This window comes from Streptomyces muensis, from assembly GCF_021474425.1.
Classification (GTDB): Bacteria; Actinomycetota; Actinomycetes; order Streptomycetales; family Streptomycetaceae; genus Streptomyces; species Streptomyces muensis.
In genome coordinates, this window is sequence record NZ_JAKEIP010000066.1 from 13098 (window position 1) to 36971 (window position 23874).

The 23874-nt window shown below is 71.1% G+C and carries 21 protein-coding genes and 1 pseudogene; 8 read left to right on the plus strand and 14 right to left on the minus strand.

Annotation, left to right across the window (positions count from 1 at the left end):
* The first annotated feature begins 25 nt into the window (after positions 1-25).
* Complete coding sequence (locus tag L0P92_RS18060; RefSeq protein ID WP_234763768.1) at positions 26-412, plus strand: peptidase inhibitor family I36 protein; 387 nt, start codon at positions 26-28, stop codon at positions 410-412.
* Positions 413-471: 59 nt separating this feature from the next.
* Positions 472-1329, plus strand: a complete 858-nt coding sequence (locus L0P92_RS18065) for a hypothetical protein (protein WP_234763769.1) — start codon at positions 472-474, stop codon at positions 1327-1329.
* Between the two features lie 22 nt (positions 1330-1351).
* Here the strand turns inward: L0P92_RS18065 and L0P92_RS18070 are convergent, their stop codons facing one another.
* The gene (locus L0P92_RS18070) at positions 1352-2983 is read right to left on the minus strand and encodes a helix-turn-helix domain-containing protein (protein WP_234763770.1); all 1632 of its coding nucleotides are present in this window, start codon (positions 2981-2983) and stop codon (positions 1352-1354) included.
* 177 nt (positions 2984-3160) lie between these two features.
* On the opposite strand from L0P92_RS18070, the gene L0P92_RS18075 reads away from it, so the two are divergent.
* The 3 genes from L0P92_RS18075 to L0P92_RS18085 all read left to right on the plus strand — a co-directional run bounded on the left by L0P92_RS18075 (position 3161) and on the right by L0P92_RS18085 (position 7793).
* A complete protein-coding gene (locus tag L0P92_RS18075) occupies positions 3161-4867 on the plus strand; it encodes a glycosyltransferase family 39 protein (protein ID WP_234763771.1) in 1707 nt (568 codons plus the stop codon).
* Positions 4868-4994: 127 nt separating this feature from the next.
* On the plus strand, positions 4995-6398 hold the full coding sequence (locus L0P92_RS18080; protein ID WP_234763772.1) for a glycosyltransferase family 39 protein: 1404 nt from the start codon (positions 4995-4997) through the stop codon (positions 6396-6398).
* Between the two features lie 300 nt (positions 6399-6698).
* Positions 6699-7793 (plus strand): ArsR family transcriptional regulator, encoded by a 1095-nt coding sequence (locus L0P92_RS18085; RefSeq protein WP_234763773.1) that lies wholly within the window; start codon positions 6699-6701, stop codon positions 7791-7793.
* Here L0P92_RS18085 and L0P92_RS18090 read toward each other — a convergent pair.
* From L0P92_RS18090 to L0P92_RS18100, 3 genes are all read right to left on the minus strand, one after another.
* Positions 7747-9396: a DUF8823 domain-containing protein gene (locus L0P92_RS18090; RefSeq protein ID WP_372497281.1), complete on the minus strand. Its 1650-nt coding sequence runs from the start codon at positions 9394-9396 to the stop codon at positions 7747-7749. The genes L0P92_RS18085 and L0P92_RS18090 overlap by 47 nt on opposite strands.
* Before the next feature lie 77 nt (positions 9397-9473).
* Positions 9474-11669, minus strand: a complete 2196-nt coding sequence (locus L0P92_RS18095) for a P-loop NTPase fold protein (RefSeq protein ID WP_234763774.1) — start codon at positions 11667-11669, stop codon at positions 9474-9476.
* The gene (locus tag L0P92_RS18100) at positions 11648-12073 is read right to left on the minus strand and encodes an ATP-binding protein (protein ID WP_234763775.1); all 426 of its coding nucleotides are present in this window, start codon (positions 12071-12073) and stop codon (positions 11648-11650) included. Before L0P92_RS18100 ends, L0P92_RS18095 begins: the two co-directional genes overlap by 22 nt.
* A gap of 91 nt (positions 12074-12164) precedes the next feature.
* Between L0P92_RS18100 and L0P92_RS18105 the strand changes: the two genes are divergently transcribed.
* Positions 12165-13013, plus strand: a complete 849-nt coding sequence (locus tag L0P92_RS18105; RefSeq protein ID WP_234763776.1) for a helix-turn-helix domain-containing protein — start codon at positions 12165-12167, stop codon at positions 13011-13013.
* The gene (locus tag L0P92_RS18110) at positions 12973-13245 is read left to right on the plus strand and encodes a DUF397 domain-containing protein (RefSeq protein WP_234763777.1); all 273 of its coding nucleotides are present in this window, start codon (positions 12973-12975) and stop codon (positions 13243-13245) included. The genes L0P92_RS18105 and L0P92_RS18110 overlap by 41 nt, the downstream gene beginning before the upstream one ends.
* An 18-nt stretch (positions 13246-13263) precedes the next feature.
* Here L0P92_RS18110 and L0P92_RS18115 read toward each other — a convergent pair whose 3' ends face one another.
* Both L0P92_RS18115 and L0P92_RS18120 read right to left on the minus strand, forming a co-directional pair.
* Complete coding sequence (locus tag L0P92_RS18115; RefSeq protein ID WP_234763778.1) at positions 13264-13620, minus strand: hypothetical protein; 357 nt, start codon at positions 13618-13620, stop codon at positions 13264-13266.
* A gap of 11 nt (positions 13621-13631) precedes the next feature.
* Positions 13632-14801: a steroid 3-ketoacyl-CoA thiolase gene (locus L0P92_RS18120; protein ID WP_234763779.1), complete on the minus strand. Its 1170-nt coding sequence runs from the start codon at positions 14799-14801 to the stop codon at positions 13632-13634.
* A 240-nt stretch (positions 14802-15041) separates the two neighbouring features.
* Here L0P92_RS18120 and L0P92_RS18125 point away from each other — a divergent pair, with 240 nt between their 5' ends.
* Positions 15042-16277, plus strand: a complete 1236-nt coding sequence (locus tag L0P92_RS18125) for a cytochrome P450 (RefSeq protein WP_234763786.1) — start codon at positions 15042-15044, stop codon at positions 16275-16277.
* 191 nt (positions 16278-16468) lie between these two features.
* Here the strand turns inward: L0P92_RS18125 and L0P92_RS18130 are convergent, their stop codons facing one another.
* The 8 genes and pseudogenes from L0P92_RS18130 to L0P92_RS18165 form a co-directional block, all read right to left on the minus strand.
* Complete coding sequence (locus L0P92_RS18130) at positions 16469-16885, minus strand: aggregation-promoting factor C-terminal-like domain-containing protein (RefSeq protein WP_234763787.1); 417 nt, start codon at positions 16883-16885, stop codon at positions 16469-16471.
* 357 nt (positions 16886-17242) lie between these two features.
* Positions 17243-18073: an ECF transporter S component gene (locus L0P92_RS18135; RefSeq protein ID WP_234763780.1), complete on the minus strand. Its 831-nt coding sequence runs from the start codon at positions 18071-18073 to the stop codon at positions 17243-17245.
* Complete coding sequence (locus L0P92_RS18140; RefSeq protein ID WP_234763781.1) at positions 18070-19743, minus strand: ABC transporter ATP-binding protein; 1674 nt, start codon at positions 19741-19743, stop codon at positions 18070-18072. Before L0P92_RS18140 ends, L0P92_RS18135 begins: the two co-directional genes overlap by 4 nt.
* Entirely contained in the window at positions 19740-20891 is a 1152-nt protein-coding gene (locus L0P92_RS18145) for an energy-coupling factor transporter transmembrane component T (protein ID WP_234763782.1), read from the minus strand. The genes L0P92_RS18140 and L0P92_RS18145 overlap by 4 nt, the downstream gene beginning before the upstream one ends.
* Positions 20884-21522, minus strand: coding sequence for an SCO2322 family protein (locus L0P92_RS18150; RefSeq protein WP_234763788.1), 639 nt, complete (start codon positions 21520-21522; stop codon positions 20884-20886). The genes L0P92_RS18145 and L0P92_RS18150 overlap by 8 nt, the downstream gene beginning before the upstream one ends.
* An 8-nt stretch (positions 21523-21530) precedes the next feature.
* Positions 21531-22769, minus strand: coding sequence for an SCO2321 family membrane protein (locus L0P92_RS18155; protein WP_234763783.1), 1239 nt, complete (start codon positions 22767-22769; stop codon positions 21531-21533).
* A gap of 338 nt (positions 22770-23107) precedes the next feature.
* The gene (locus L0P92_RS18160; protein ID WP_372497282.1) at positions 23108-23569 is read right to left on the minus strand and encodes a nuclear transport factor 2 family protein; all 462 of its coding nucleotides are present in this window, start codon (positions 23567-23569) and stop codon (positions 23108-23110) included.
* A 9-nt stretch (positions 23570-23578) separates the two neighbouring features.
* Positions 23579-23874: pseudogene (locus L0P92_RS18165) on the minus strand (MBL fold metallo-hydrolase); the annotation flags it as partial.

The following is a 23874-nucleotide window of genomic DNA, read 5'->3' on the forward strand; positions in this document are numbered from 1 at the left end:
CAGGCCACTTGAACGGGAGGAATGCGTGAAGCGCAAGCTCGGCATGTCGATCGGTGTTCTCGCCCTTTCCGCCGCGTCCGTCTTCGGGATGACGGCGACGGCGGAGGCGGCGGATTCGGGGACGCGGGCGTACTTCGTGATCTACCAGCACGACAACTACGACGGAATGCACGCGAACTTCTCCGGCACCGACCGGAACCTGAACAACAAGTACTGGGCCGGTACTCAGCAGATCATGAACAACGGCGGCAGCTCGATGCGGAACAACACCGGTTCCTACGTCGGCATGTGGGACAAAGGTGGCACCTCCTCGTGCACCGGGGACAGCTACACCGCGAATCCGAACAGCGTGGACAGCGACTTCAGCAACAACGACTTCGACAACAAGGGCAGCTGCGTGGTCTTCCTCTGACCCTGAAGGGTGGCGCCGATCTTCCTCGGCGCCACCCTGTTCTTCACCGAGGTGGATGAATGATCAGGCACTGGGTGGTGGGGGCCGTGGCCCTCCTGTTCCTCGCCACGGGCTGTGGCACCTCGCCCGAGAAGCCCGCAAGAACCGAGCTCGCCGCGGCGCCCGAGCCGACCGAGGAGGTCCGTGACCTGGTCCTCCCGCTCGACGCGTACCAGCTGTCGGTCAACGAGATCTATCTGATCGAGAGCGCGAAGGACGTCCTGACCCGTGCGTGCATGAAGAAGCGCGGGCACGACTGGGACGTCATCGACGAACGCGGGCGATTCCCCGACCTGCGCAACCGCCGCCGTTACGGCGTCATCGAGATGCCGGTCGCCACCGAGATGGGATACCACACGAACGCGCGGCTCTTGGGTTCCACCGAGGTCACGGCCCGGAAAATGGACCGTGAGAACGCACTGGACGCGGACGAGAGAAACGACGCGCTGGACCCGGAGAACGGCTGCTACCGACTGGCGGGTGACGAACTCGCACGCGGCACACACGTGGACGACGACCTGGTGGACAAACTCAGCTCCGGCAGTCTGAAATCCGCGCTGAGGAATCCGGACGTGAGCGCCGCCGTGCGTTCCTGGTCGCGCTGCATGGCCGAACAGGGGCATGAGTACAAGGACTTCTACACCGTCGGCGAGGATCCGCGCTGGGCGAATTCCGAGAAGCCCTCGCGCGCGGAACGGAAAACAGCCGAGGCGGATGTGAGGTGCAAGGACCGGGTCGGCCTCGTGAAACTGCTCAGGGAAACCGAAGTGGCCGTCCAGGAACGTGACATCCGCCGGCACAAGGAGTACTTCGCCGAGGTGGCGTCGGCCAAGCAGCGGCATCTGGACGCCGCCCGCGCGGTGCTCGACCGCTCCTGAACCAACCCCGGGGGCGGCCCGGTCACGGGTGGTCGCGGTTGAGGAACCAGACGGTCCAGATCACCACCGAGGACAGCAGGGCGACGCGGAGGACCAGCCACCAGCGGCTCCGGACGAATCGCCGCAGCGTGACCACGACCGGCTGGAAGCGCCCGCTGCGGATGCTCTCGGTGAGGAACTCCCGCTCCAGCGGCGTCAAGTCGCCCGCCAGGCCGTCCGCGCTCACGAAAGCGGCGCGGGCGGCCATCAGACGGGTACCCCGGTACAGGGCCCCCGGGTCCCGGTCCAACTGCTCCCACTCCCGGGCCGCCTCCGTCAGCCGCCGCTGGACGCGCAGCCGCTCGCGGTCGCTCTCCACCCAGTCGCGCAGCCGTGGCCAGGCGGTGATCAGCGCCTCGTGCGTGAGGTCCACGGTGGTGCCGTCGACGGTCACGAGCCGCGCCCCGACCAGCGCCTCCAGAAGGGCCTCCGCCTCCTCGGAACGGACCAGCTCGGCCCGGTCGGCGGGCCGCCGGGTGTCCGGTGCCCCGTCGCCCGGAGTGATCAGCCTCAGCAGCATCGACCGGGCGAGCTCGACCTGCGCCTCGGAGAGGCCGCGGAAGAGCTCCTCGGCCGTATGAGCCACGGCGCCCTGGACGCCTCCGATCGACCGGTACGCATCGAGCGTCAGCGTGCGGGCCCGGCGACGGCGCCACAGTTCCAGCAGGGTGTGGGACATCAGGGGCAGCGCGCCGGGCTCCTGCGCCACGTCGGAGACGATCCGCGCGGTCAGCGCGCGCTCCACGACCAGGCGTGCGGCCGCGGCCGGCTTCACGATCGCCTCCCGGACCTGCTCCGGGGACATGGGACCCACCAGCAGCGTCGCCGCGTTGAGCGCCTCGACCAGCCGGGGGTGGTCGGCACAGTGGCCGTAGAAGTCCGCCCGGATCGCGACGACCACGCGCAGCCGGTGCCCGGCGCCGCCCGGACGGGCGGGAAGCAGATCCCGGACGAACTCCGCCCGCTCCGACGGATCGCGGCAGAGCGTGAAGACCTCCTCGAACTGGTCGACGACGAGCACGGTGGGGGCGTCGCTCTCGGCCGGCGTGAGCAGCGCGCCGTGGGTGGTGCGGGGCGTGCTGCCCGGCGTGCAGATCCGGATGGCGGCCGGGCGGCCGTCGTCCTCGCCGAGGAGGCGTAACGCCGGTACGAGTCCGGCGCGCAGCAGTGAGGACTTGCCGCTCCCGGACGGCCCGACGAGCGTGACGAAGTCGTGCTTGCGGGTCATCTCCAGCAGGTCGGCCACGAGTTGCTCACGGCCGAAGAAGAGGTGACCGTCCTCGGTCCCGAACCGGGCCAGCCCTCGGTAGGGGGCCGGCTCGTCCTCGTCGGGCCCGGCCGCAAGGGCGGCGGTTTCCCGCGTCAGTTCACGCCAGCGGCGCTCCCAGTCCTCCGGTCGGCCGCCGCAGGCCGCGACGTACGCCAGGGTGACGGGCAGTGACGGTGGCCGCTCGCCGGCGGCGGCGCCGGAGAGGGTGGGGGCGGAGTAGCCGGTGCGGCGGGCCATCTCCCGGTAGGTGGGGTTCCCGGCCTCCCGGCGCAGCTCGCGCAACGCGTGGGCGAACCGCTGCACCGGCCCCGCCGTCGGATCCAGCGGCTTCTCGGAGCGCCCCACCCGTCCCCCTTGTGCTGCAGGCATTCCTCAGGCTCCCGAACAGCTCCTCACCGTACGCCAAGCGGGATTGATAGGCGGGCCGCGCGGCGGCTGACCAACAATCTTCCGGCCACTTGACTCCAGGTCACACGGGGTTCCCCGTCCTACTTCCGAGTGACCAAGGAGTCGGCCATCGCAGTGCGACAACTCGTCCCGCAGGCCCGTGCGTCCGTCCCGTACGGGAGGCTGCCGGAGGTACGCCGGCAGTCCCGGACGTACCTCACCGTCCTGGCGCCGGCGGTCCTGACCGTCGCCCTCGGGCTGTGGGGCATACGCCGTCGGGGCAGCCTGTGGCAGGACGAGGCCGTGACGTACGACATGGCCCACCGGACCCTGCCCGACCTGTGGGCGACCCTCGGCGTGGCCGACGCGGTGCACGGCGGCTACTACCTGCTGATGCACGGCGTGTTCCGGCTCTGGGACGGCGGACTCGTCGCGCTGCGGCTGCCGTCCGTGCTGGCCATGGCCTGCGCGGCGGCAGGAGTCGCCGCACTGGGCCGCCGCCTCGCGGGACCGCGCGCGGGTCTGGCCGCCGGTGTGGTGTTCGCGCTGCTGCCCGCCGTGCAGCGCTACGCGCAGGAGGGCCGCTCGTACGCCCTGGTGACGGCGCTCGTCGTCGCCGAGACCTGGGTCCTGCTGCGGGCGTGCGCCGCGCGGCGCCGCCTGTGGTGGGCCGGCTACGCCGGACTGGCCGTACTGTCCGGCCTGCTGCACGAGTTCGCGCTGCCCGCGCTCGCCGCCCACGGTGTCGCCCTGCTCGCCGCCCGACGGCCCGGAGCGATCCTCGCGGCATGGGCGACGGCCGCCTGCCTCGCGGTGGCAACGGTCACCCCCCTCGTGCTGCTGAGCCTGCGTCAGTCCCGGCAGGTCGCCTGGATCGACGTGTCCCTGGGCGGAGACGTACTGGGCTTCGCCCTGATCGGGGCCGTAGGCGCGGCCTGCGCGGCCGTGAGCCGCCGGACAAAGGGATCCAGAGCCCTAGGGCGTGTTGCGAAAGTCCCTCCCCCAGAGGGGGTACCCCCAGCCGGGCGACGCCTGGCACGCCCTCTCGCCGCACCGGGCGAAAGCCCACGTACAACCAGTACGAGGGCTTCCGCCCGGCACGCCGAGAGCACGCTCCCCCACGCTCGAACAACCTCGCGCGGGGGGACCCCCATGACGACGCCCGGCCCGCCCTCCGGGCGGACGACGGGACTTTCGCAACACGCCCTGGTCACGCTCGCCCTCCCGTTGCTTCTGCTGCCCCCGGCCTCGCTGCTGCTGGCGTCCGCGGTCAAACCCCTCTACGTCGACCGGTACGTGCTGTACGCCCAGGCCGGTCTCGCCCTGCTCGTGGGCGCCGCTCTCGACACGCTGTGGCGGTCCGTGCGGGCGCGCGGGGTCGTGGCCCTGGTGTCGGCCGTCGCCGTGCTGGTCGCGGTGGGGCCGGTGGGGACGCGACTGCGCGCCCCGCAGAGCCGCACCGACGACGTCGTCGCCGTGTCCCGCGCCGTACGGGAGACGGCGATGCCGGGCGACGGGGTGCTCTTCGTGCCGGCCAGCCGCCGGGTCTGGGCGTTCGGCCACGAGCCCGCCTCGTACGGGGCGTTCGATCTCGCGCTCGCCGAGTCACGGCAGCGCTCGCACACGCTCTACGGCACCGAGTTGCCGGCCGCGGCCCTGCCCGACCGGATCCTGCTCGTCCCCCGGGTCGTCGTGGTGCGCGATCCCACCCGGGTGCGCCACGAGGCCCACGCGCGGGAGACGGCGAAGGAAGTGACCCTGCGCGACCACTTCACGCGGTGCGCCGGCAGAGCCGTCGGCAGCGCGCGGATCGACGTGTACGAGCGCGGCGACCACTGCTGATCACCAGGAGGAGACCATCACTCAGCAAGCCGACCCCGAGCTCGCCGTCCACACCCACGACCGCCCCTCCACGCCCGCCCGGCCCGGCGGAAGGACGCCGCGGGCGGTCCACCTGGCCGTCCCGGCCGTGACCTCGCTGGCCCTGGGCCTGTGGGGGATCGACCGGCAGGACAGCATGTGGCGCGACGAGTCCGTCACCTACCAGGTCGCCCACCGCCCCCTCGGTGAACTGTGGGGCCTGCTGGGCCACATCGACGCCGTGCACGGCCTGTACTACCTCCTCATGCACGCCGTCTTCGCCCTGTGGGACAACGGGCTCCTCGCCCTGCGGCTGCCCTCGGTGCTGGCGACCGCCGCCGCGGCGGCCGGGGTCGGCGCGTTGGGCGCCCGGCTGTCCGGACGGCTCGCCGGCACGCTGGCGGGGCTGGTCTTCGCGCTGCTGCCGGTGACGCAGCAGTACGCGCAGGAGGGCCGCTCGTACGCGCTGGTCACGGCGGGTGTCACCTGGGCGACGTACGTCTTCCTGCGGGGCATTCGCACGCCTGGGGCCGCCCGCTGGTGGGCCGCGTACGGCGTGATCCTGGCCGTGGCCTGCTGGCTGCACGAGTTCGCCGCGCTGTCGCTGGTGGCCCACGGGCTGACGCTGTGGCGGCTGCGTGTGCCGTGGCGGGTGTGGCGCGGCTGGGGCACTGCGGCGGCCGGGGTGACGCTCGCCCTGCTGCCGCTGATGGCGGTGAGCGCGGGACAGGCGGACCGGCAGCTCGGCTGGCTCGGCCGGCCCGGCCTGAACGCCTGGCTGCAGTTCCTGGCCGTCTGCGTCGTAACCGTCTCGCTCGGCCGCCTCCTGCTGCGCCGCCCCGGCGGGTCGGAGCTGACCGCCCTCGCGCTCCCGCTGCCGCTCGCCCCGACCGGTCTGCTCATGCTGGTCTCCCTGGCCAGGCCGTGGTACGTGGACCGTTACGTCCTGTACGGGATGACGGGTCTGGCGCTGCTGTCCGGCGCCGCCTTGGCCCATGCCGTCCGGCGAAGCCGCCGACTCGCGCGGCCGGCCCGCGTCCTGACGGCCTGTCTGGCGGCCGGAGCGGCGGTCGCGGTGCTGCTGCCGTGGTCGCTGCAGGTGCGCACGCCCGAGAGCCGCAAGGACGACGTGGTCGCGGTCGCCAGGGCCGTCGAGAAGTCGGCCCGGGACGGGGACGCCGTCCTGTTCATGCCCGCCCGGCGCCGGGAGTGGCTGCTGTCCCGTCCGGCGCTCCTCGACCGCCTGGACGACCTGGCGCTCGCCGAGTCCCCGACAGCCTCGCACACCCTCCAGGGCACCGAACTGCCCGCCGGGACGATCCGTCGCCGCATGCTCGCCGCCGACCGGGTCATCGCGCTGACCGACCCGGTGGGCCAGCCGCTCGATCCCTTTCCTCAGGAGGAGATCAAACGCAGGATACTGAAGTCCGACTTCCAGCTCTGCGCGCGCCTCCCGGTGCACGGTGCGCAGATCCTGGTATATGCCCGCCCCGGCCACTGCACCGACTTTTGAACGCTCTCGAATGTCTGCTTTCTGGCGTTTTGTTTTGCGGGCTAAGCGGCCATGTGTCCTTTTTCTGCCGCTCGTGGACGGGCGGGTTCCGCGGAACGAACTGGTGGAACCTGCGTGGTCGTGTGAGGATCCGATCAGACGGCGACGGGGGCCGTCTCCGACCCCCGTACGCGTGTATTGCGTGTCACTCGTCGAACCCTGACCAGGTCGACGGTGCGCCGCAAACGACTGGGGGATTGGGTGATTTCGGTTCGCCTGGCTTCTGACGCTCTCATGGACGCGAGATTCGTTGTTTCCCCGTTGGCCCAGATCGGATTCCTGCTCAACTTCGGCCTGACGGCCGTCGGCGGCGGGCACCTTTCCGACCGCGCGCTCGGGAAGGTGTCGAGGAGTCCCGACATCGCCCTGCTCATGGCGTTACGTCGGGAGAGGCGCGACTACGTACCGGGGTTCATGTTCGCCGGCGCGGACGGGCACGCGGCACTGGAGGAGGAACTCCACCAGGTGGCCTCAGCGCCGGCCGGGCTGGTCGCACGTCAGATGGGCAGGTTCATGAAGTCCGCGCAGGCCGGCGACCGGCGGGAGTCCGTCGAACTGCGCAGGATCGCCGTCGCGCTGGAGGGCGGGGAGCGGGCCTTCGCCCGACGGATCGCCGACGAGCTGGGCTGTTTCTGGACGGCGTGCGTGTCCGCGCGATGGAGCGCGATGCGCCCCCTGATGGAGGCCGACATCCGGCACCGCGCCGCCTCCATGGCCGAGCGCGGCCTCGCCGCGACGCTCAGCTCCCTGCACCCCGGCGTCTCGTACGAGTCGGGCACGCTCCGCATCCAGGACGCCGGCGTGCGCGACGTCAGCGAGACCAGACGCATCGTGCTGCACCCCTCGCCGCTCGTGAGCACCTGGCAGTTGCGCCACGACCCCTGGGGCGAGGACGGCACGCATCTGTCCTACCCGGTGCGCCCGGGCCCGAAGGCCACGCTGCCCGCCGAGGCGCCGGCCGTGGCGGACTCGCTCGGCAAGGTCATCGGGCAGGCCCGGCTGCTCCTGCTCTCGGACCTGGGCAGCTCCCGGACCACCACGGAACTCGCCGAGCGCCACCACATGAGCGCCTCCACGGTGTCGTACCACCTGACCCGCATGCACCGCGTCGGACTGCTCAACCGCATCCGCGAAGGAAGCAGGGTCTACTACCAGCGCACCCCGGAGGCGGACAACCTGGTCACCCGCCGGGGCTGCCTCCAGGTGACCCCGCACTCCAGCCACACCGTCCTGTCGCCCTCCGCCCACGCGTCCGGCCTCCGGCGCCCGCGCGCCAAGGCGGCGACGGACCGGGCGGTGGCGGAGCCGCTCAGCAGCGGCTGTCAGGCTCCGGTGAAGGACCGTACTCGGAGCTGAGCCGGTAGTCGCCGGGCGCGGAGACGGTGAGGCGGGTGAACTCGCCCTGTGGGGTGAGGCAGCCGCCGCCGTCCACGCGCAGCCAGGGCGAATGGGCGACGCGTACGGTCGTGGTGCCCGCCCGTGGCATGTGTACGACGACGTCGGCGCTGGACGACGACACGACGCTCGCGGGGTCGGACACCAGCGGCACCGCGTCCCGCACCCGGTACACCCGCCAGTGCGCGTCCTGCCACACGGGCTGAAGCCACTCGGGCCGGTCCTCGCGGATGAGCCGGGCCTCGATCTTGGCGTATCCGTCGGGCTTGCCGAGCGGAAGGACGACATAGCCGACGGCCCAGCGGTCCAGCCACGCCCGGTAGGTGGCGGCCGAGAAGGAGCCGTCGTAGAAGAGCCGGGCCCGCTCCATGTCGAGCTGGCGGTTCCAGCCGCGGGCCATGTTGACGTGCGGGGCGAGCCCGCTGGCCTCGCGGTGGTTGCGGGCCGGGACGACCTCGACGCGGGTGCGGTCGGCGCCGAGGCGGTCGAGGGCGCGGACCACTCCCTGGGTCTCGACGGCCCAGCCGGGCACCCTCGTGGAGACGTAGAGGTCGTCGCCGGTCTTCTTGCCGACCCAGGCGACGGAGAGGACGAGGGCGGTGATCAGCACCCTGCGGCGGACCTTCGCCAGGCCGGGCTGGGCGACCAGGACGGCCAGGAGGACCGCCGGCGCGAAGAGTTCGGCGAAGCGCTCGACGTTCGTGCCGATGGGCGAGGGGATGAGGTACGTCAGGACCGCCCCGACCGCGTACACCGCGCCGCTCCAGCGGGCGACCCGCCACGAGCGCGGCGCCAGGAAGGTCACGGCCAGACCGAGGAAGAACGGCGGCCATATGCGGTCCACGAACATCAACTGCTCGCCCTTGAAGGGGAAGAGGAGCGTGGTCGCGCCGACGGTGAGCGCGGGCGGCAGGAGCAGGGTGAGGGCGCGGCGGTGGTCGCGGGTCAGCAGGTACGCGGCGCCGATGACCACCAGGAACAGCCCGGCCACCGGGCTCGCCATCGTCGCGAGGGCGGCGTACGCGGCGGGCAGGACGACCCGCCGCTCACGGGAGAGCAGCAGACAGGCGGCGAGCCCGAAGGCCACGCCCAGCGCGAAGGTGGTGCGGCCGGAGGCCACGTTGCACCACAGGGCGAAGGACGCCAGCAGGGCCGGGCCGAGGGGTCTTCGGACCGCTTCGACCCGCGTGATCAGGACGGCCGCGAGCCAGGTCGCCACCAGCCCCGAGACGACGGTGAGCGCCCGGACACCCACGGCGGCCATCAAGTACGGGGATATCAGGCTGTAGTTGGCGGTGTGCATGCCGCCGTACCAGAAGAGGTTGTACGCCGAACCACCGTGCCGCGTCGCGAAGTCCGCCCAGGCGTACTGCGCGGCCAGGTCGCCGCCGCCGGTGCCGAGGAAGGCCCACCAGATCGCGTAGAACGGCAGGGCCCACAGGGTGGCCTGGAGCGGGACGCGATGGCGGGTCCAGGCCGTGCGCAGGAACCGCTTGTGGGCAGGGAGCAGCGGCGCGGAGGCGCTCGTGTGCGGACGGGCGCTGGTGAGTTCGGCTGGGACCACGTGAGCGTAGACGTGGAAACGGGTGGGAGCGTTTACTGCCGACGGGCGGCGGATCAAGTACGAAGGTCCCCTCCGCTTCAGCCAGGGGGCATCGGCGGCAAAACGGGCAGTGACCAGGCCGTTCGGACCCGTTGGAGCGTGGTGCGGGCCAGGGTGTCGGCGGTGCCGATCTCGCGGTGGGCGCGGGCCAGGGCGGCGAAGGAGCCGGCGGAGCGGTGATCGGAGGACGCGATGACCTGCTCCCGGGTGAGGGCCTGCGTGAAGATCCTCTTCACCGTGTCCAGATGGTAGGCGCGGTTGGCCAGGGTCGCCCCCAGCCGGGCGCGGTCCCCGCCCGCACCGGCCTGCTGGTGGATCAGGTCGCCCAGTTCGTCGAGCCCGTCGTGTTCGTCGAGTACGTCACGGCGGAAGAGCCGCACGAGCTCGGAGTGCTCCTCGGAGCCGCCCGCCGTGTTGGCGATGCGGTCGACCTCGCGCTTCACCAGCCAGTCGGCCACGTTGGCGAGGGAGCGCAGCTGTTCCGGCGCCGCGTACGAGATACCCGCGCGGGCCGTCCGCAGCAGGTCCCGCGGCATGCCGCCCGACAGGCAGTAGAACAGGGCGGCGAAGGGGACGGGCAGCCCCACCACCCGTCGGCCAAGCAGCCGTTCGGCCGTCGCGAGATCGAGAGGTTCGACCCGGACGACCTCGTCGATCGCGCTGTCGAAGGCATCCCGTCGGCCCACCGGCGCCAGATCCGCCTCCCGCAGCGCCTCGTCGGAGACCGACAGCACGAACAGGCACTTCGGTACGTCGAAGACGGCCTTGAGCTCGTTGAGGAAGGTGCGCGCGGTGGCCGCCGGTTCGATCCGGTCGAGTTCGTCGATGCCGATCACCAGACGCCGGTCGGCCTTGTCCAGTTCCAGCGCGGTCCGGGTCAGGAAGCTCTTCACGGCGTCCACGATCTCGGGATACGTCTGCGGCTGCTCCGCGAGCGAGGTCGCCCGCTTCGCCGACAGGTTCCAGTTCCGCCAACCGGCGCCGATGGCCGCCTCGTCCGACTGGGTCTGCAGATAGCGGATCGAGCGCTTGTGCCGCTCCGCCTCCCGCGCCGTACCGAGGCCCGCCTCGATCACGAGGTCGCACAGCCGGTAGAAGAGGTGCAGCATGAACTCCCGCCGGTCGAAGACGACCGGCACCGGCTCGACGAGGCTCAACTGGCCGGTGTGGCCCCCGTCCCTGTCGTCGGCCTTGCAGAAGTTCCGCAACGCCTGGCTCTTGCCCACTCCGCGCGGACCCGCCAGAGCGATGCTCCCGCCCTCCATCCCCGCGCTGATCACGGCCAGTTGACGGTCTGCCCGGGTCAGCACGTGCTCCTGGCCGGCGCGGAGCTGACGCAGGCCGGGGGCGTCGGTGATGGTGAGCTCGGTGGAGAAGACACGGTCGGTGCGTTCGCTGATGCGTTCCCGCAGAAAGCTCACCAGGGCCTGCTCCACGGCGGCCCGCCACTCGGTCCCGGCCTGCCGCGCCGCCCGGTCGCGCTCCCGTGTGTCGAGTACGGCGATCAGATAGGAGAGGGAGAGGGACTGCCTGGCGGCGGACGACGCGAAGCGGCGCAGCGAGACCAGCGCCAGTACGGACACCACCAGCGCCCCCGTGGTGACGAAGGCACCCCAGTCGTAGCCGCCGGGCTCGTCCAGCGGCCGGTCGTACCGGAGCTGCCAGGCGACCTCCGACGGGCCCATCCCCACCCCGATCGAGGACAGCAGCGCCAGCGAACAGTAGGCGAAGCCACCGCTGACGAGCAGTTGACGCCCTTTCGCGGCCGGTATGCCGGCCCGTGCGTCACGCGACAGAAGGTAGTAGACGAACCACGGTACGAAGGCCGCGACGAGGGTGGTCAGGGCGGCGAACAGGAAGAACCCGAGGCCCTCGCCCGGAATCGACGTGAGCGAGACGGAGCGGTCATGGGTCAGAGCGTCCGTGAGCGCGTCGCTCCAGCCGTACGAGGCCGTAGCGACGAGCAGCATCAGAACGAGCATCGCGCCGATCCGCAGCAGCAGCCTGCGCAGCCTCGCCTCCAACTCGGCCCGTGCGGCAACCTGTTGATACCGGCCTTCCGCGTCCCGGGCCTCCCCCAGAATGTCGTCCCGTCGTGCCCACGCGGCCTCCCTCAGAACGCCCTCGTTCACCCCGCTGCCGCTCACCTCGGGGCGTTCCAGCACGCCCGGCAGCACTTCCTCGAAGAGGTCTTCTCTCGGCATCGCCACGCTCAGGTACTTCCGCACCAGCACTCGAACCACACCGCCTTGCCACCCCCCGCCACAGGATCCACACCCCACTTGTCGGACACCGCGTCCAGCAGCAGAAGCCCCCGGCCTCCCTCGTCCTCAGGCACCGACTGCCCGCCGAACACCGGGAGTCGACCGAACCCGTCCGTCACCTCCACCCGCACCCCGCCCGTCTGCCGCAGGACCAGCACCTCACACCGACGGTCCGGAACATGCCGTACGACATTGGCGACCAGCTCGGTCACGCCCAGCTCCACGGCGTCCGTCAGTTCGCGCATGCCCCACTCGCCGAGCAGCGAGCGCGCGATGGCGCGGATGTGCCGGGCCGAGTGTTCGCCGACGGTGAGGCGCAGGCGGTACTGGTGGCGGAAGGGCGCCAGGTAGGTGGGGGGAATGTATGAGTTCACGGTACGAGGGTGACCTCGCACGACTACTTTGGGCTACGGAACGGATACAACGGGTCCTGAATTTGGCCCAGTTGCGTGAGAGGGGTTCCGCGTGACCCACATCAACACCCTCGACCCGGGCGCCTCGCCCCTCGACTACTACGGCTTCGAGCTGCGCCGCTACCGCGAGGCCGCCGAGCTGACGCAGAAGCAGCTCGGGGACATCGTGTACTGCACGGGTTCCCTGGTCGGCCAGATCGAGACGGCCCGCAAGCTGCCGACGCTGCCCTTCAGTGAACGGGTGGACATCGCGCTGGGGACGGGCGGGGCGTTGTCGCGGCTGCATGAGCTGGTGATGCGTAGTCAACTTCCGGCCTGGTTTCAGCAGGTGGCCGAGCTGCAGGCGCGGGCCGTGGAGATCTGCTCGTTCGAGACGCACATGGTGCATGGCCTCCTCCAGACAAAGGCCTACGCGAGTGCCGTGCTCGGTGTCCTCGACAAGACCGACCTGGACGACCGCACCGCCGTGCGGCTCGCTCGTCAGCGCATCTTCGAAAAGGAGGAGCCCCCTGTGTTCTGGGCGATCCTCAGTGAGGCCGCGCTGTGCCAGGAGATCGGCGGCCGGGAGACCATGCGGGACCAACTCGCGCACTTGTTGTCCTTCGAGGACAATCCCCGGGTCAACATCCAGGTGCTGCCGTTTTCGGCGGGAGCGCACGTGGGACTGACAGGCTCGTTCGACCTCTACCGCTTCCCGAGCGATCCGACCATCGTCTATACCGAGGGGTACGGAAGCGGGCTACCGACCGCCAACCCGGACACCGTTAAGGACTGCTCGCTCCGTTACGATCATCTCCAGGCCGCCGCCCTCTCCCTCAAGGACTCGGCGGAGTTGATCCGGCGCGTGATGGAGGAGCGTTATGGAGAGCACCGAGATTCTGACGGGGATCCAGTGGCGTAAGTCCAGCTATAGCAGCGACCAGGGCGGCAACTGCATCGAGTGCGCGCCGCTCGGGTCCCTGGCCTGGCGCAAGTCGACGCACAGCGGCGACCAGAACGGCAGCTGCCTCGAAGTCGCCGAAACCCCCCACACCACCATCGCCATCCGCGACTCGAAGAACCCGGCGGGACCGATCCTCACCCTCGACCCCGTCGCGTTCACCACCTTCGTCAACTGGACGGCGCACAACTAGCGCGGCAAGCGCTCCCGCTCACGAGGCCGCCCACGGCACCCGGCAGACGTGAGGCGCGTTGCCTTCCGGGCACAGCTCCCTGATCACCGTCTTCTGGATCGCCCGCCACGTCCGCAGGGAACAGGCCAACCGGACGCACAGTTCGACCGCTTCCCGGGCGCCGCTGCTCTGACCGGGGTTCTCCCATCCCCACTGCTCCGCGAGATGGTCGTACGCGTCGGCGGCCGTCATCCCGCTCCCGGGAAGCGTGCGGGCGATGGTCTGGTCGACGATCCGCGCCCGGCGCACGCCCACGGCCTCGTCCACGAGCCCTCGGACCCATGCGAGCCCTTGCTCGTCCGCGTACAAACCGAACCTCAGGGTGCGCGTCCTCATGGGGCACGAGACTACAGCCGCTGAATGATCGTGCCGGTGGCCAGCCCACCTCCCGCGCACATCGTCACCAGCGCGAACTCCTTGTCCGCCCGCTCCAGTTCATGCAGCGCGGTCGTGATCAGCCGGGCCCCGGTGGCCCCGACCGGGTGCCCGAGGGCGATCCCGCCGCCGTTCACGTTGACCTTCTCCAGGTCCTGCTCGAAGACCTGCGCCCAGCTCAACACGACGGAGGCGAAGGCCTCGTTGATCTCGACGAGGTCGATGTCCTTCAAGGACATCCCGGCCTTCCCCAGCACCGCCTTCGTCGCGTCGATCGGGCCGTCGAGGTGGAAGTGCGGGTCGGCGCCGACCAGGGCCTGGGCCACGATCCGCGCCCTCGGCCGCAGCTTCAGCGCACGGGCCATCCGTTTCGAGGCCCACATGATGGCCGCCGCGCCGTCGCTGATCTGCGACGAGTTGCCCGCCGTGTGGATGGCGGTCGGCATGACGGGCTTGAGCCCCGCCAGGGCCTCCATGGAGGTGTCGCGCAGGCCCTCGTCCTTGTCGACGAGCCGCCACATGCCCTGCCCGGCACGCTGCTCGTCCTCGGTCGTCGGGACCTGGACGGCGAACGTCTCCCGCTTGAACCGCTCCTCCGCCCAGGCGGCGGCGGCCCGTTCCTGGGAGAGCAGGCCGAGGGAGTCGACGTTCTCGCGGGTCAGTCCCCGGTGGCGGGCGATGCGCTCGGCGGCCTCGAACTGGTTGGGCAGGTCCACGTTCCACTCGTCCGGGAACGGCTTGCCGGGCCCGTGCTTGGAGCCCGAGCCCAGCGGCACCCGGGACATCGCCTCGACGCCGCAGCTGATCCCGACGTCGATGACACCGGCCGCGATCATGTTGGCGGTCATGTGCGAGGCCTGCTGAGAGGAGCCGCACTGACAGTCGACGGTCGTCGCAGCGGTCTCGTAGGGCAGGCCCATGGTCAGCCAGGCGGTGCGCGCGGGGTTCATGGACTGTTCGCCGGCGTGGGTCACCGTGCCGCCGACGATCTGCTCGACACAGTCGGCGGGGATACCGGTGCGGCCCAGGAGTTCGCGGTAGGTCTCGCCCAGGAGATAGGCGGGGTGGAGGTTGGCGAGCGCGCCGCCGCGCTTGCCGATGGGGGTGCGTACGGCTTCGACGATCACGGGTTCGGCAGCCATGGGTGCGGATCCTCTCCGAGGGCTCTGCGGGGGACTCGGCGGAGTGGGGCGGACTGGCGTACTGGGCGGACTGGACAGAACTGGTACGCGTTCTAGTTCTGTGTTCCAGTGTGCTGACGAAGGTTCAGTGACGGCAAGGGGTGTGCGGGGAACTGGCACGTCCATGGCTCTTGCTAGTTATAGAACCCGTTACTACCGTCACGGGGACCCTCTTTGCTGATGGACCGTCAGGAGCTGCCCATGCCCTGCCCAGCGCTTCCCGACGGGTTCGACTTCACCGATCCCGATGTGCTGCACCACCGCGTGCCCCTCCCGGAGTTCGCCGAGCTGCGCCGCGCCGAACCGGTCCGCTGGATCCCGCAGTCGGGCAACGTGGCCGGGTTCCAGGACGAGGGCTACTGGGCGGTGACCCGGCACGCGGACGTCAAGTACGTCTCGACGCACCCGGAGTTGTTCTCGTCCTCCCTCAACACCGCGATCATCCGCTTCAACGAGCACATCGAGCGCGACGCGATCGACGCGCAGCGCCTCATCCTGCTGAACATGGACCCGCCGGAGCACACCCGGGTCCGTCAGATCGTGCAGCGCGTCTTCACGCCGCGCGCCATCCGCGCCCTGGAGGACCGCCTGCGAACCCGCGCGCTGAACATCGCCGCCGACGCCCGCGACCGCTCAGGACCCTTCGACTTCGTCACCGAGGTCGCCTGCGAACTGCCCCTGCAGGCCATCGCCGAGCTCATCGGCATCCCGCAGGACGACCGGGCCAAGATCTTCGACTGGTCCAACAAGATGATCGCCTACGACGACCCCGAGTACGCCATCACCGAGGAGGTCGGCCAGGAGTCGGCCACCGAACTCATCGCGTACGCCATGAACATGGCCGCCGACCGGCGCGAGTGCCCGGCGAAGGACATCGTCAGCACACTGGTGGCGGCCGAGGGCGAGGGCAACCTGCGCTCGGACGAGTTCGGGTTCTTCGTGCTGATGCTGGCCGTCGCGGGCAACGAGACCACGCGTAACGCCATCACCCACGGCATGCACGCCTTCCTCACCCACCCCGAACAGTGGGAGCTGTACAAGCGCGAGCGCCCGGCGACAGCCGCCGAGGAGATCGTCCGCTGGGCCACGCCCGTCGTGTCCTTCCAGCGGACGGCAACCCAGGACACGGAGTTGGGCGGAAAGCGCATAAAGAAGGGTGAGCGGGTAGGCATCTTCTATGCCTCGGCCAATCACGACCCCGAGGTCTTCGAGAATCCCGACACCTTCGACATCACCCGCGACCCCAACCCCCACCTCGGCTTCGGCGGCGGAGGCCCCCACTACTGCCTGGGCAAGTCCCTCGCGGTCCTGGAGATCGACCTCCTCTTCAACGCCGTGGCCGACGCCCTCCCCGACCTACGACTGGTCGGAGACCCACGCCGACTGCGCTCCGCGTGGATCAACGGCGTGAAGGAACTACAGGTCAGCACCGGCTGAAGCCCGGCCCGACTGACCTGTCCCGAGGGAGGCAGGAGCACCCCCTATCCCTACGCCCCGTTCCTGCCTCCCCCGAGACTCCTTGCGGAATGCGGGCCGGGCGCGGAGCCGCACATGGCGAAGGCGGCGGCCCCGGGGATCGGGGGCCGCCGCCTTCGGCTGCGTCTGGCGGTGCCGGCTCAGGCTGAGGCTCAGTACCAGCCGTTCGACTGCCAGAAGTTCCAGGCGCCGCACGGGCTGCCGTAGCGGTCCTTCATGTAGTCCACGCCCCACTTGATCTGGGTGGCCGGGTTGGTCTTCCAGTCGGAGCCGGCCGAGGCCATCTTGTTGCCCGGCAGGGCCTGGACCAGGCCGTAGGCGCCGCTGGAGGCGTTGGTGGCGCTGACGTTCCAGTCGCTCTCGTGATCCACGATCTTGGAGAAGCACTGGTACTGGGCCGAGTCCGAGATCATCTTCTGCGCGATCTGCTGCGCCGAGCCGGTCTCGTTCGTCGCGGCCTGCGAGGGCGCGGCGGCGAACAGGGTGCCGGCGGTGGCGGCCGCCAGGACGACACCGGTGAGGGCCTTCTTGGGGGCGGAGACGCGGCGGAAGGAGGAAGCGACGGACACGGTCACGGGGAGCCTTTCTTCGGGGACATCGGGTCGCGGGCATGCCGGAACCACGCGATGCGATGCGAGGCGGGGGCATACGTCGGCGCCGCGGCCCTGAGGGCACGTCGGCGCCGTGCGACGTCGTCCAGACAACCAGGCCGGGAAGGCGTCCGCAATGAGGGCATTTGCTAGTTGTGGTCGTATGCGGGGCGAAGGTCGTTTGTGTGATCTGGCTCTCAATGTCCAGTTCAGAGGCCATTATGGCGTGAACATGGCGTCCTATTTGCCCGACTAAGATAGGTAGTAGGTGATGTGGGTCATGTGGGGTGGTTCACCGGGGGCGGGGTGCGGGCGTGACCCTGTGCGCGGAGCTCTTCACCCTGCGGGAGCGTCGAACGTGACCGGGCTCTCGAAAGCCGCACGCCGGGTGGCCCGCCGCAGCGCCCGCAGGATCACCGGGCCGACGACGAGGGTCAGTACGACCGTGACGAGCGCCCGGCCGAGGTCCCAGCCGAGCGAGGTGGCCAGGCAGTACGCGACGAAACGGGCGAGGTTGGCGGGCACGTCCGCCGCCGGGTCGAAGGCGACGTTCGAGGCCAGCGCGCTCATGAAGGGCCAGCCCGCGAGGTTCATGATCGTGCCGTAGCCGAAGGCCGCGAGGAAGCCGTACCCGGCGAGCATCAGCAGTTCCGCCCGCCCGCGCAGCCGGTCCTGGCCCGGCAGCAGGCCCGCACCCATCGTGAACCAGCCCATCGCCAGCATCTGGAACGGCATCCACGGCCCCACCCCGCCCGTCAGCAGCGACGACGCGAACATCGTCACCCCTCCGAGGACGAACCCGAACCCCGGGCCGAGGACCCGGCCGCTGAGCACCATCAGGAAGAACATCGGCTCGATACCGGCCGTCCCCGCACCGATCGGCCGCAGCGCGGCCCCCGTCGCCGCCAGCACACCGAGCATCGCCACCGCCTTCGGGCCGAGCCCCGACTCGGAGATCGTGGCGGCGACCACCGCGACGAGGAGGACGAGCAGCGCCGAGAACAGCCACGGGGCGTCCTGCGCGTGCGTGCCGATCCGCGAGCCGGGCGGCGCGAGGAACGGCCAGCCGAAGGCGGCGACGCCGACCGCGCTGACGAGGGCGAGGGCGGCGATGGACCGGGGGCCCAGACGGACGGCCTTGGCCTGAGGGCTGTCACGGTCGGTCATGCGAGTGCCTCACGTACCTCGGCGACCGTCAGCCACTTCTGCGGGGCCAGGATCTTGGCCACCTGCGGGGCGAAGGACGGGGAGGCGACGACGACCTCCGAGGTCGGACCGTCGGCGATCACCTCACCGTCGGCCAGCAGGACGACCCGGTGCGCGAGTTCGGCGGCGAGTTCCACGTCGTGCGTGGCCAGCACGATGGCGTGGCCCCGGGCGGCCAGGTCGCGCAGGATCGTGACGAGCCGGGCCTTCGCCGCGTAGTCCAGGCCGCGGGTCGGCTCGTCCAGGAGGAGGAGAGGCGGGTTCGCGGTCAGGACCACGGCCAGGGCGAGGGTGAGGCGCTGGCCCTCGGAGAGGTCACGGGGGTGGATGTCGTCCGCGATGCCCGGGCCCGGGAGGAGCTCGGAGAGGAGGGCGCGGCAGGTGCCGGGGGGTGCGCCGGCGTCCTGGTCCGCGGCGGTGCACTCCGCTCGGACCGTGTCGGCGTAGAGGAGATCGCGGGGTTCCTGGGGGACCAGGCCCGCGCGGCGGACGAGGTCCTTGGGGGCGGTCTTGTGGGGGACGGCTCCGCCGACGTGGACGGAGCCGGATGTTGGGCGGACCAGGCCGACGAGGGTGTTGAGGAGGGTGGATTTGCCGGCGCCGTTGCGGCCCATGAGGGCGATGGTTTCACCGGGGGTGACGGTGAGGGTTATGTGGCGTAGGGCGTGGATGTGGGCGCGGGTTACTGAGAGGGCGTTTGTCTGGGCGGGGTGGTTGGCGCCCAATAGCTCGGGGTGTGCGGGTTGCTTGCGACTGCGGGTCCGATGTGGTTGATCGCGCAGTTCCCCGCGCCCCTTAGGGGCGTTGCCCTGCCGTTCCTCCAGCTGTTGGCGTAGGTCTTTCGCCCTGCGGCGGGCGTCTCTGACTGTCAGCGGCAACGGAGTCCAGTTCGCCAGGCGGCCCAGGGCCACCACCGGCGGGTACACCGGGGAGACGGCCATCACCTCGGCCGGGGTGCCCAGGACGGGAGCGGCGCCGGGAGTCGGGAGGAGGACCAGCTGGTCGGCGTACTGGATGACGCGTTCCAGGCGGTGTTCGGCCATGAGGACCGTGGTGCCGAGGTCGTGGACGAGGCGCTGGAGGACGGCGAGGACCTCTTCGGCGGCGGCCGGGTCCAGGGCGGAGGTGGGCTCGTCGAGGACGAGGACCTTGGGGTGGGGGGTGAGGACCGAGCCGATGGCGACGCGTTGTTGCTGGCCGCCGGAGAGGGTGGCGATGGGGCGGTCGCGCAGGCTCGTGAGGCCGAGGAGGTCCAGGGTCTCCTCGACGCGGCGGCGCATGACGTCGGGGGCGAGGCCCAGCGACTCCATGCCGTAGGCGAGTTCGTCCTCGACGGTGTCGGTGACGAAGTGCGAGAGGGGGTCCTGGCCGACCGTGCCCACGACGTCGGCCAGTTCGCGGGGCTTGTGGGTGCGGGTGTCGCGGCCGGCCACCGTGACACGGCCGCGCAGGGTGCCGCCGGTGAAGTGCGGGACGAGGCCGCTGACGGCGCCGAGCACGGTGGACTTGCCGACGCCCGACGGGCCGACCAGCAGCACCAGCTCGCCCTCGGGCACCTCGAAGTCGATGCCCCGGACGGTGGGTTCGAGGGCGCCGTCGTACGTCACCGATACGTCCTCGAAGCGGATCACGACGGCTCCTTCGGGGTGATGAAGGCGGGCAGGAGGCCCAGGAGTACGGCCGCTGAGGGCCAGAGCGGGAGGGTCGGTGCGGTCAGCGGGACCACGCCGGGGTGCAGGGCCACGGGGTCAAGGGAGGCGGCGAGGGTGAGCAGCGCGGCGACGGCGACGCCGGAGGCGGTGACCAGCCAGGCCCGGAGGCCCCAGGGGTCGGGGCGGTAACGGGTGCGCGGGGTCCGCCGGCCCCCGAGCCACAGGCCGGCCAGCGCGGCGGCCAGGCCGATGAGGAGTACGGGCAGGCCGTAGGTGGCGCCTTCGGCGGTGAGCAGGCCGTACGTTCCCGCGCAGACGCCCAGGAGGCCGCCGAGGGTGAGGGCGGTCGTGGTACGGCGGACGGCGGCGGGGACCTGTGCGGTACGGCCGTATCCGCGCGCATCCATCGCGGCGGCGAGAGCGACCGAACGCTCCAACGCGCCCTCCAGGACCGGGAGTCCGACATACATCAGCCCCCGGATGCCACGGTCAGGACGGCCCCGCAGCCGGCGCGCGGCACGCAGCCGTTGCGCGTCCGCGATCAGGTTCGGCGCGAAGGTGAGGGCGACGACCACCGCCACACCCATCTCGTACAACGCGCCCGGCAGCGACTTCAGCAGCCGCGCGGGGTTGGCGAGCGCGTTCGCCGCGCCCACGCAGATCAGCAGCGTGGCGAGCTTCAGCCCGTCGTACAGCGCGAAGACCACCGCTTCCGCCGTGACGGTGCCGCCCAGCCGGATGCCCTGCGCCCAGTCCGGGAGGGGTACTTCAGGAAGCGTGACAATCGTGTGCGTACCGGGAATGGGCGAGCCCAGCACCACGGCGAAGAAGAGCCGAATGACCAGCACGGCGAGGCCCAGCTTCACGAAGGCGCCGTATGAGCGGGCCCAGGGCGCGTTCGACCGACAGACGGCCACCACATAGGCGGACGTCACGATGAGGAGGCCGAGGAGCAGCGGGTTGGTGGTCTGGGTAGCCGCAACCCCAAGGGAAAGAGCCCACACCCACCAGGCACCGGGATGAACAACGCCCCTCTTTAGGGGCGCGGGGAACTGCGCGACAAGCCACGACGGCGCCGCAGCCTCCCGACGACCTTTCGCCGCACTTCCTGCGGAGCCCTTACCCATTCCTGCGCCGCCGCACCTGCCAGACCCCCGCAGCACCCAGCACAGCCACCACCGCGATCCCGGCCACCAGCCCCAGAGACGGCCCGCCGCCAGAGTCACCGGAGTCGTCCGAGACGGCCTTCTCCTGCCGGCCCCCGGCCACCGGCTCCCCACACCCCTTCGCCGGATACCCGGAAATCGCGCACAACAACGCATTCGTGTCGTACCGCAACGGCTCGGCCACCGAGGCCAGAGCCTCAGCCGTGGTCGCCTCCGGCGAAACCCGCGCGCACGCGACCCGGCGAGCCGGCGGCGCCTCCCCCGACGGGGCGTCCGCCGCCGTACCGAAGTCGATGACCAGAGCCACCCGCTTCTCCCCGCCCCGCGCGGGCGTCCTCGCGCAGATCACGGCGAACTCGGCGGCCCCCCGCGGCCGCGCGGCGTCGCTGGAGTCCTCGCTCACCGAGAAGCGGAAACCCTGGACATCGCCGTCGGAGGGCCGGGCGAGGGACGGCCCCTGGGTCGCGTACGTCCACCGGCCGCCGTCCCGGTCCCAGAAGGACCAGTAGCGATAGCCGGTCGCCTGCGCCTGCACAGCCCCGGTCAGGAGGACCAGCACGGCCAGGACGAGCGTGAGGGCACGGCGGAACACGGTCACGGTCACTTGCCCTTGTTACGGCCGCTGAGCAGGAAGCCGATACCGACGCCGACGACGAGGAAGACACCGACGTACCACCAGACACCGAAGGGACTGTCGCCGTCGTCCTCCTTCTCCTCCCCGGAGGGAGCCGCGGACGCCGTCCCCGACGCCCCGCCCGCCACCGCCCGCGGAGCCGGCCCCGTGGCGTTGAGCTGCTTGACGAGGTCCGTGCCACCGAAGTCCCGCGGATCCGTGCCGGAGGCATGCGCGGCGAAGATCAGCTGGGCGTACGCGGCGGGGCCGCTCTGCTCGGCCCAGGCGGCGTAATGCTGCTCCAGCCAGACCACGACCTCCCGGCCCCGCTGGGTGAGGCCCGCGGCGGAGAGTGCCACCACGGCGTCGGCGGTGTTGCCGTAGTCGGGCTGGTCCTTGGCCCCGGGCATCACGGACTTCAGATACCCGGTCCCGCTCAGGTCGCGGGCGAGGTGCACGGCACCGTTGAGGGCGGCGTCGGCCGGCGTCGGGTTCTTGCCGCCCAGGCACTTCTGGGCGTCAGCGGGCTCCTTGCCCGCGCCCGTCACGAGCCCCTTGCCGAGCACGCCCACCACACCCGCGGCGGTCGCGTCGGCGTTGGCCACCAGCACGCCCTTCTTGTCGGGCTGGAACGCGAACGCCCCCGCGTCCTCGTCACCGCAAGGCAAGGCCAGCGCCAGCAGGGCGTCGTACGGTGACTTGCCGCCCTTGCGCACGTCCGCCGGCTTCTCACCGACGGCGGCGAGCGCACCGACCACCACGGACGTCGAGTTCGCGTCACTCGCGCCGCCCGGCAGGTACCCCCAGCCACCGTCCGCGTTCTGCACGGACTTCAGCCAGTCCACCGCCTTGCCGGTCGCCGCGCCGTGCCCGCCGAGCGCGGCCAGGGCCTGGACGGCGGCGGCCGTGTTGTTGGTGTCGACGGGGGTCTTCGCATCGCAGGCCTTGGACACGTCGGCACGGAACGGCGCGAACGCACCGTCGGCGCACTGCTGCCCGGTGAGCCAGTCCACGGCCTCGGTCGCCGGCTGCACATCCACCGTGTCCTGGGCGAGCAGCGCGAGCGACTGGCGCCACACGCCGTCGTACGTGGGGTCCGCCTTGCCGTACAGCCCGGACGGGACCGCGACGGAGGGCGAGGGAGTCGGGTCGGCGGCGAAGGCGGGCGTGACCGTGCCGATCACGGTGACGGCGGCCAGGACCGCGGCGCTGCGGCGGACGTACATGATCGGCGGATGCCCTTCCCTCAAGGGGCCGGGCAGCACAGGGGAGACCCCCGGGCGGCTCGGCTCCGTATACCTCGACGGTGCCGTGCTCCGGCCGGCTGCCGGGGCACGTGAGCCGGTCACGATCCGTACGGGGCGATCCGGCTCACCGGCCTGCTACGACCGGTTCACGATGGGGGCACCACCCAGACCCTTAAGGTACTGGGGGAGGGTCAGCGCCGGATTTGCACCGGCTTCCCCCTGTACGGGTGTGATGACGACGCGGCCACTCTACCGGCCCGTAGGGAAGCGGCTGAGGGGAGGCCGTGGGCGACAGCCGAGGGAGTGGGTCCGGTCCTTCATGGTCTGGGCGGGCGCGGGGTCGGGCCGCCGAAGGCCAGGTGGAGAGTTCGGGTGGACAGGAGCCAGGTGCCGTCCGGTGATCTGTGGAAGGTGTCGGTGTAGTGGCCGACCTGGACCGGAGGTCCTGGCGGGAGCAGGCCGCCCTCGTGGCCGTCGACGCGGTGCGTCGTGAAGTACGAGGTCGCCGTCGCGGTGTCGGGGGACGTCACCGTGACCAGGATGTTGGACATCAGGCGGCGTGAGAGGCGGTCGGCGGGGCGGGAGCCGAAGTACGTGCGCAGCGCGTCCCGCCCGGAGACGAGCCGTTCGCCCGCCGGCCACTCCCAGGTGCCGTCCTCGGTGAACAGCTCGGCGACGGAGGCGGGTTCGCCGAGGTCGAGGCGGTGGACGAAGCCGATGACGATGCGCTCGCAGGCGCGTTCGGCCAGAAACAGGTCGAGAGAGTCCATGGTGTCCATGGTGATCGCTCACACGGCCACGTACGTCACCGGCTCACTCCCCGCCACCGCCTCCGCCCGCCCCAGCTTCACCAGTCGGCGCAGATGGGCCTCGGCCTCCGCGATGGCGATGTTGCGGGAGCCGTAGGGGATCTGGTCCCAGGGGCGGTTCCACTCCATGCGTTCCGCGAGCTGCCAGGGGGTGAGGGGTTCGGCGAGGAGGGCCTGGAGGTCGGTGAGGCGGGACTCGTGGTGGGTCAGCAGCTGGCGTACGCGGGCGGGGGCGTCGGTGAAGGTGTGCTGGTGGGCGGGGAGGACCTCGGCGG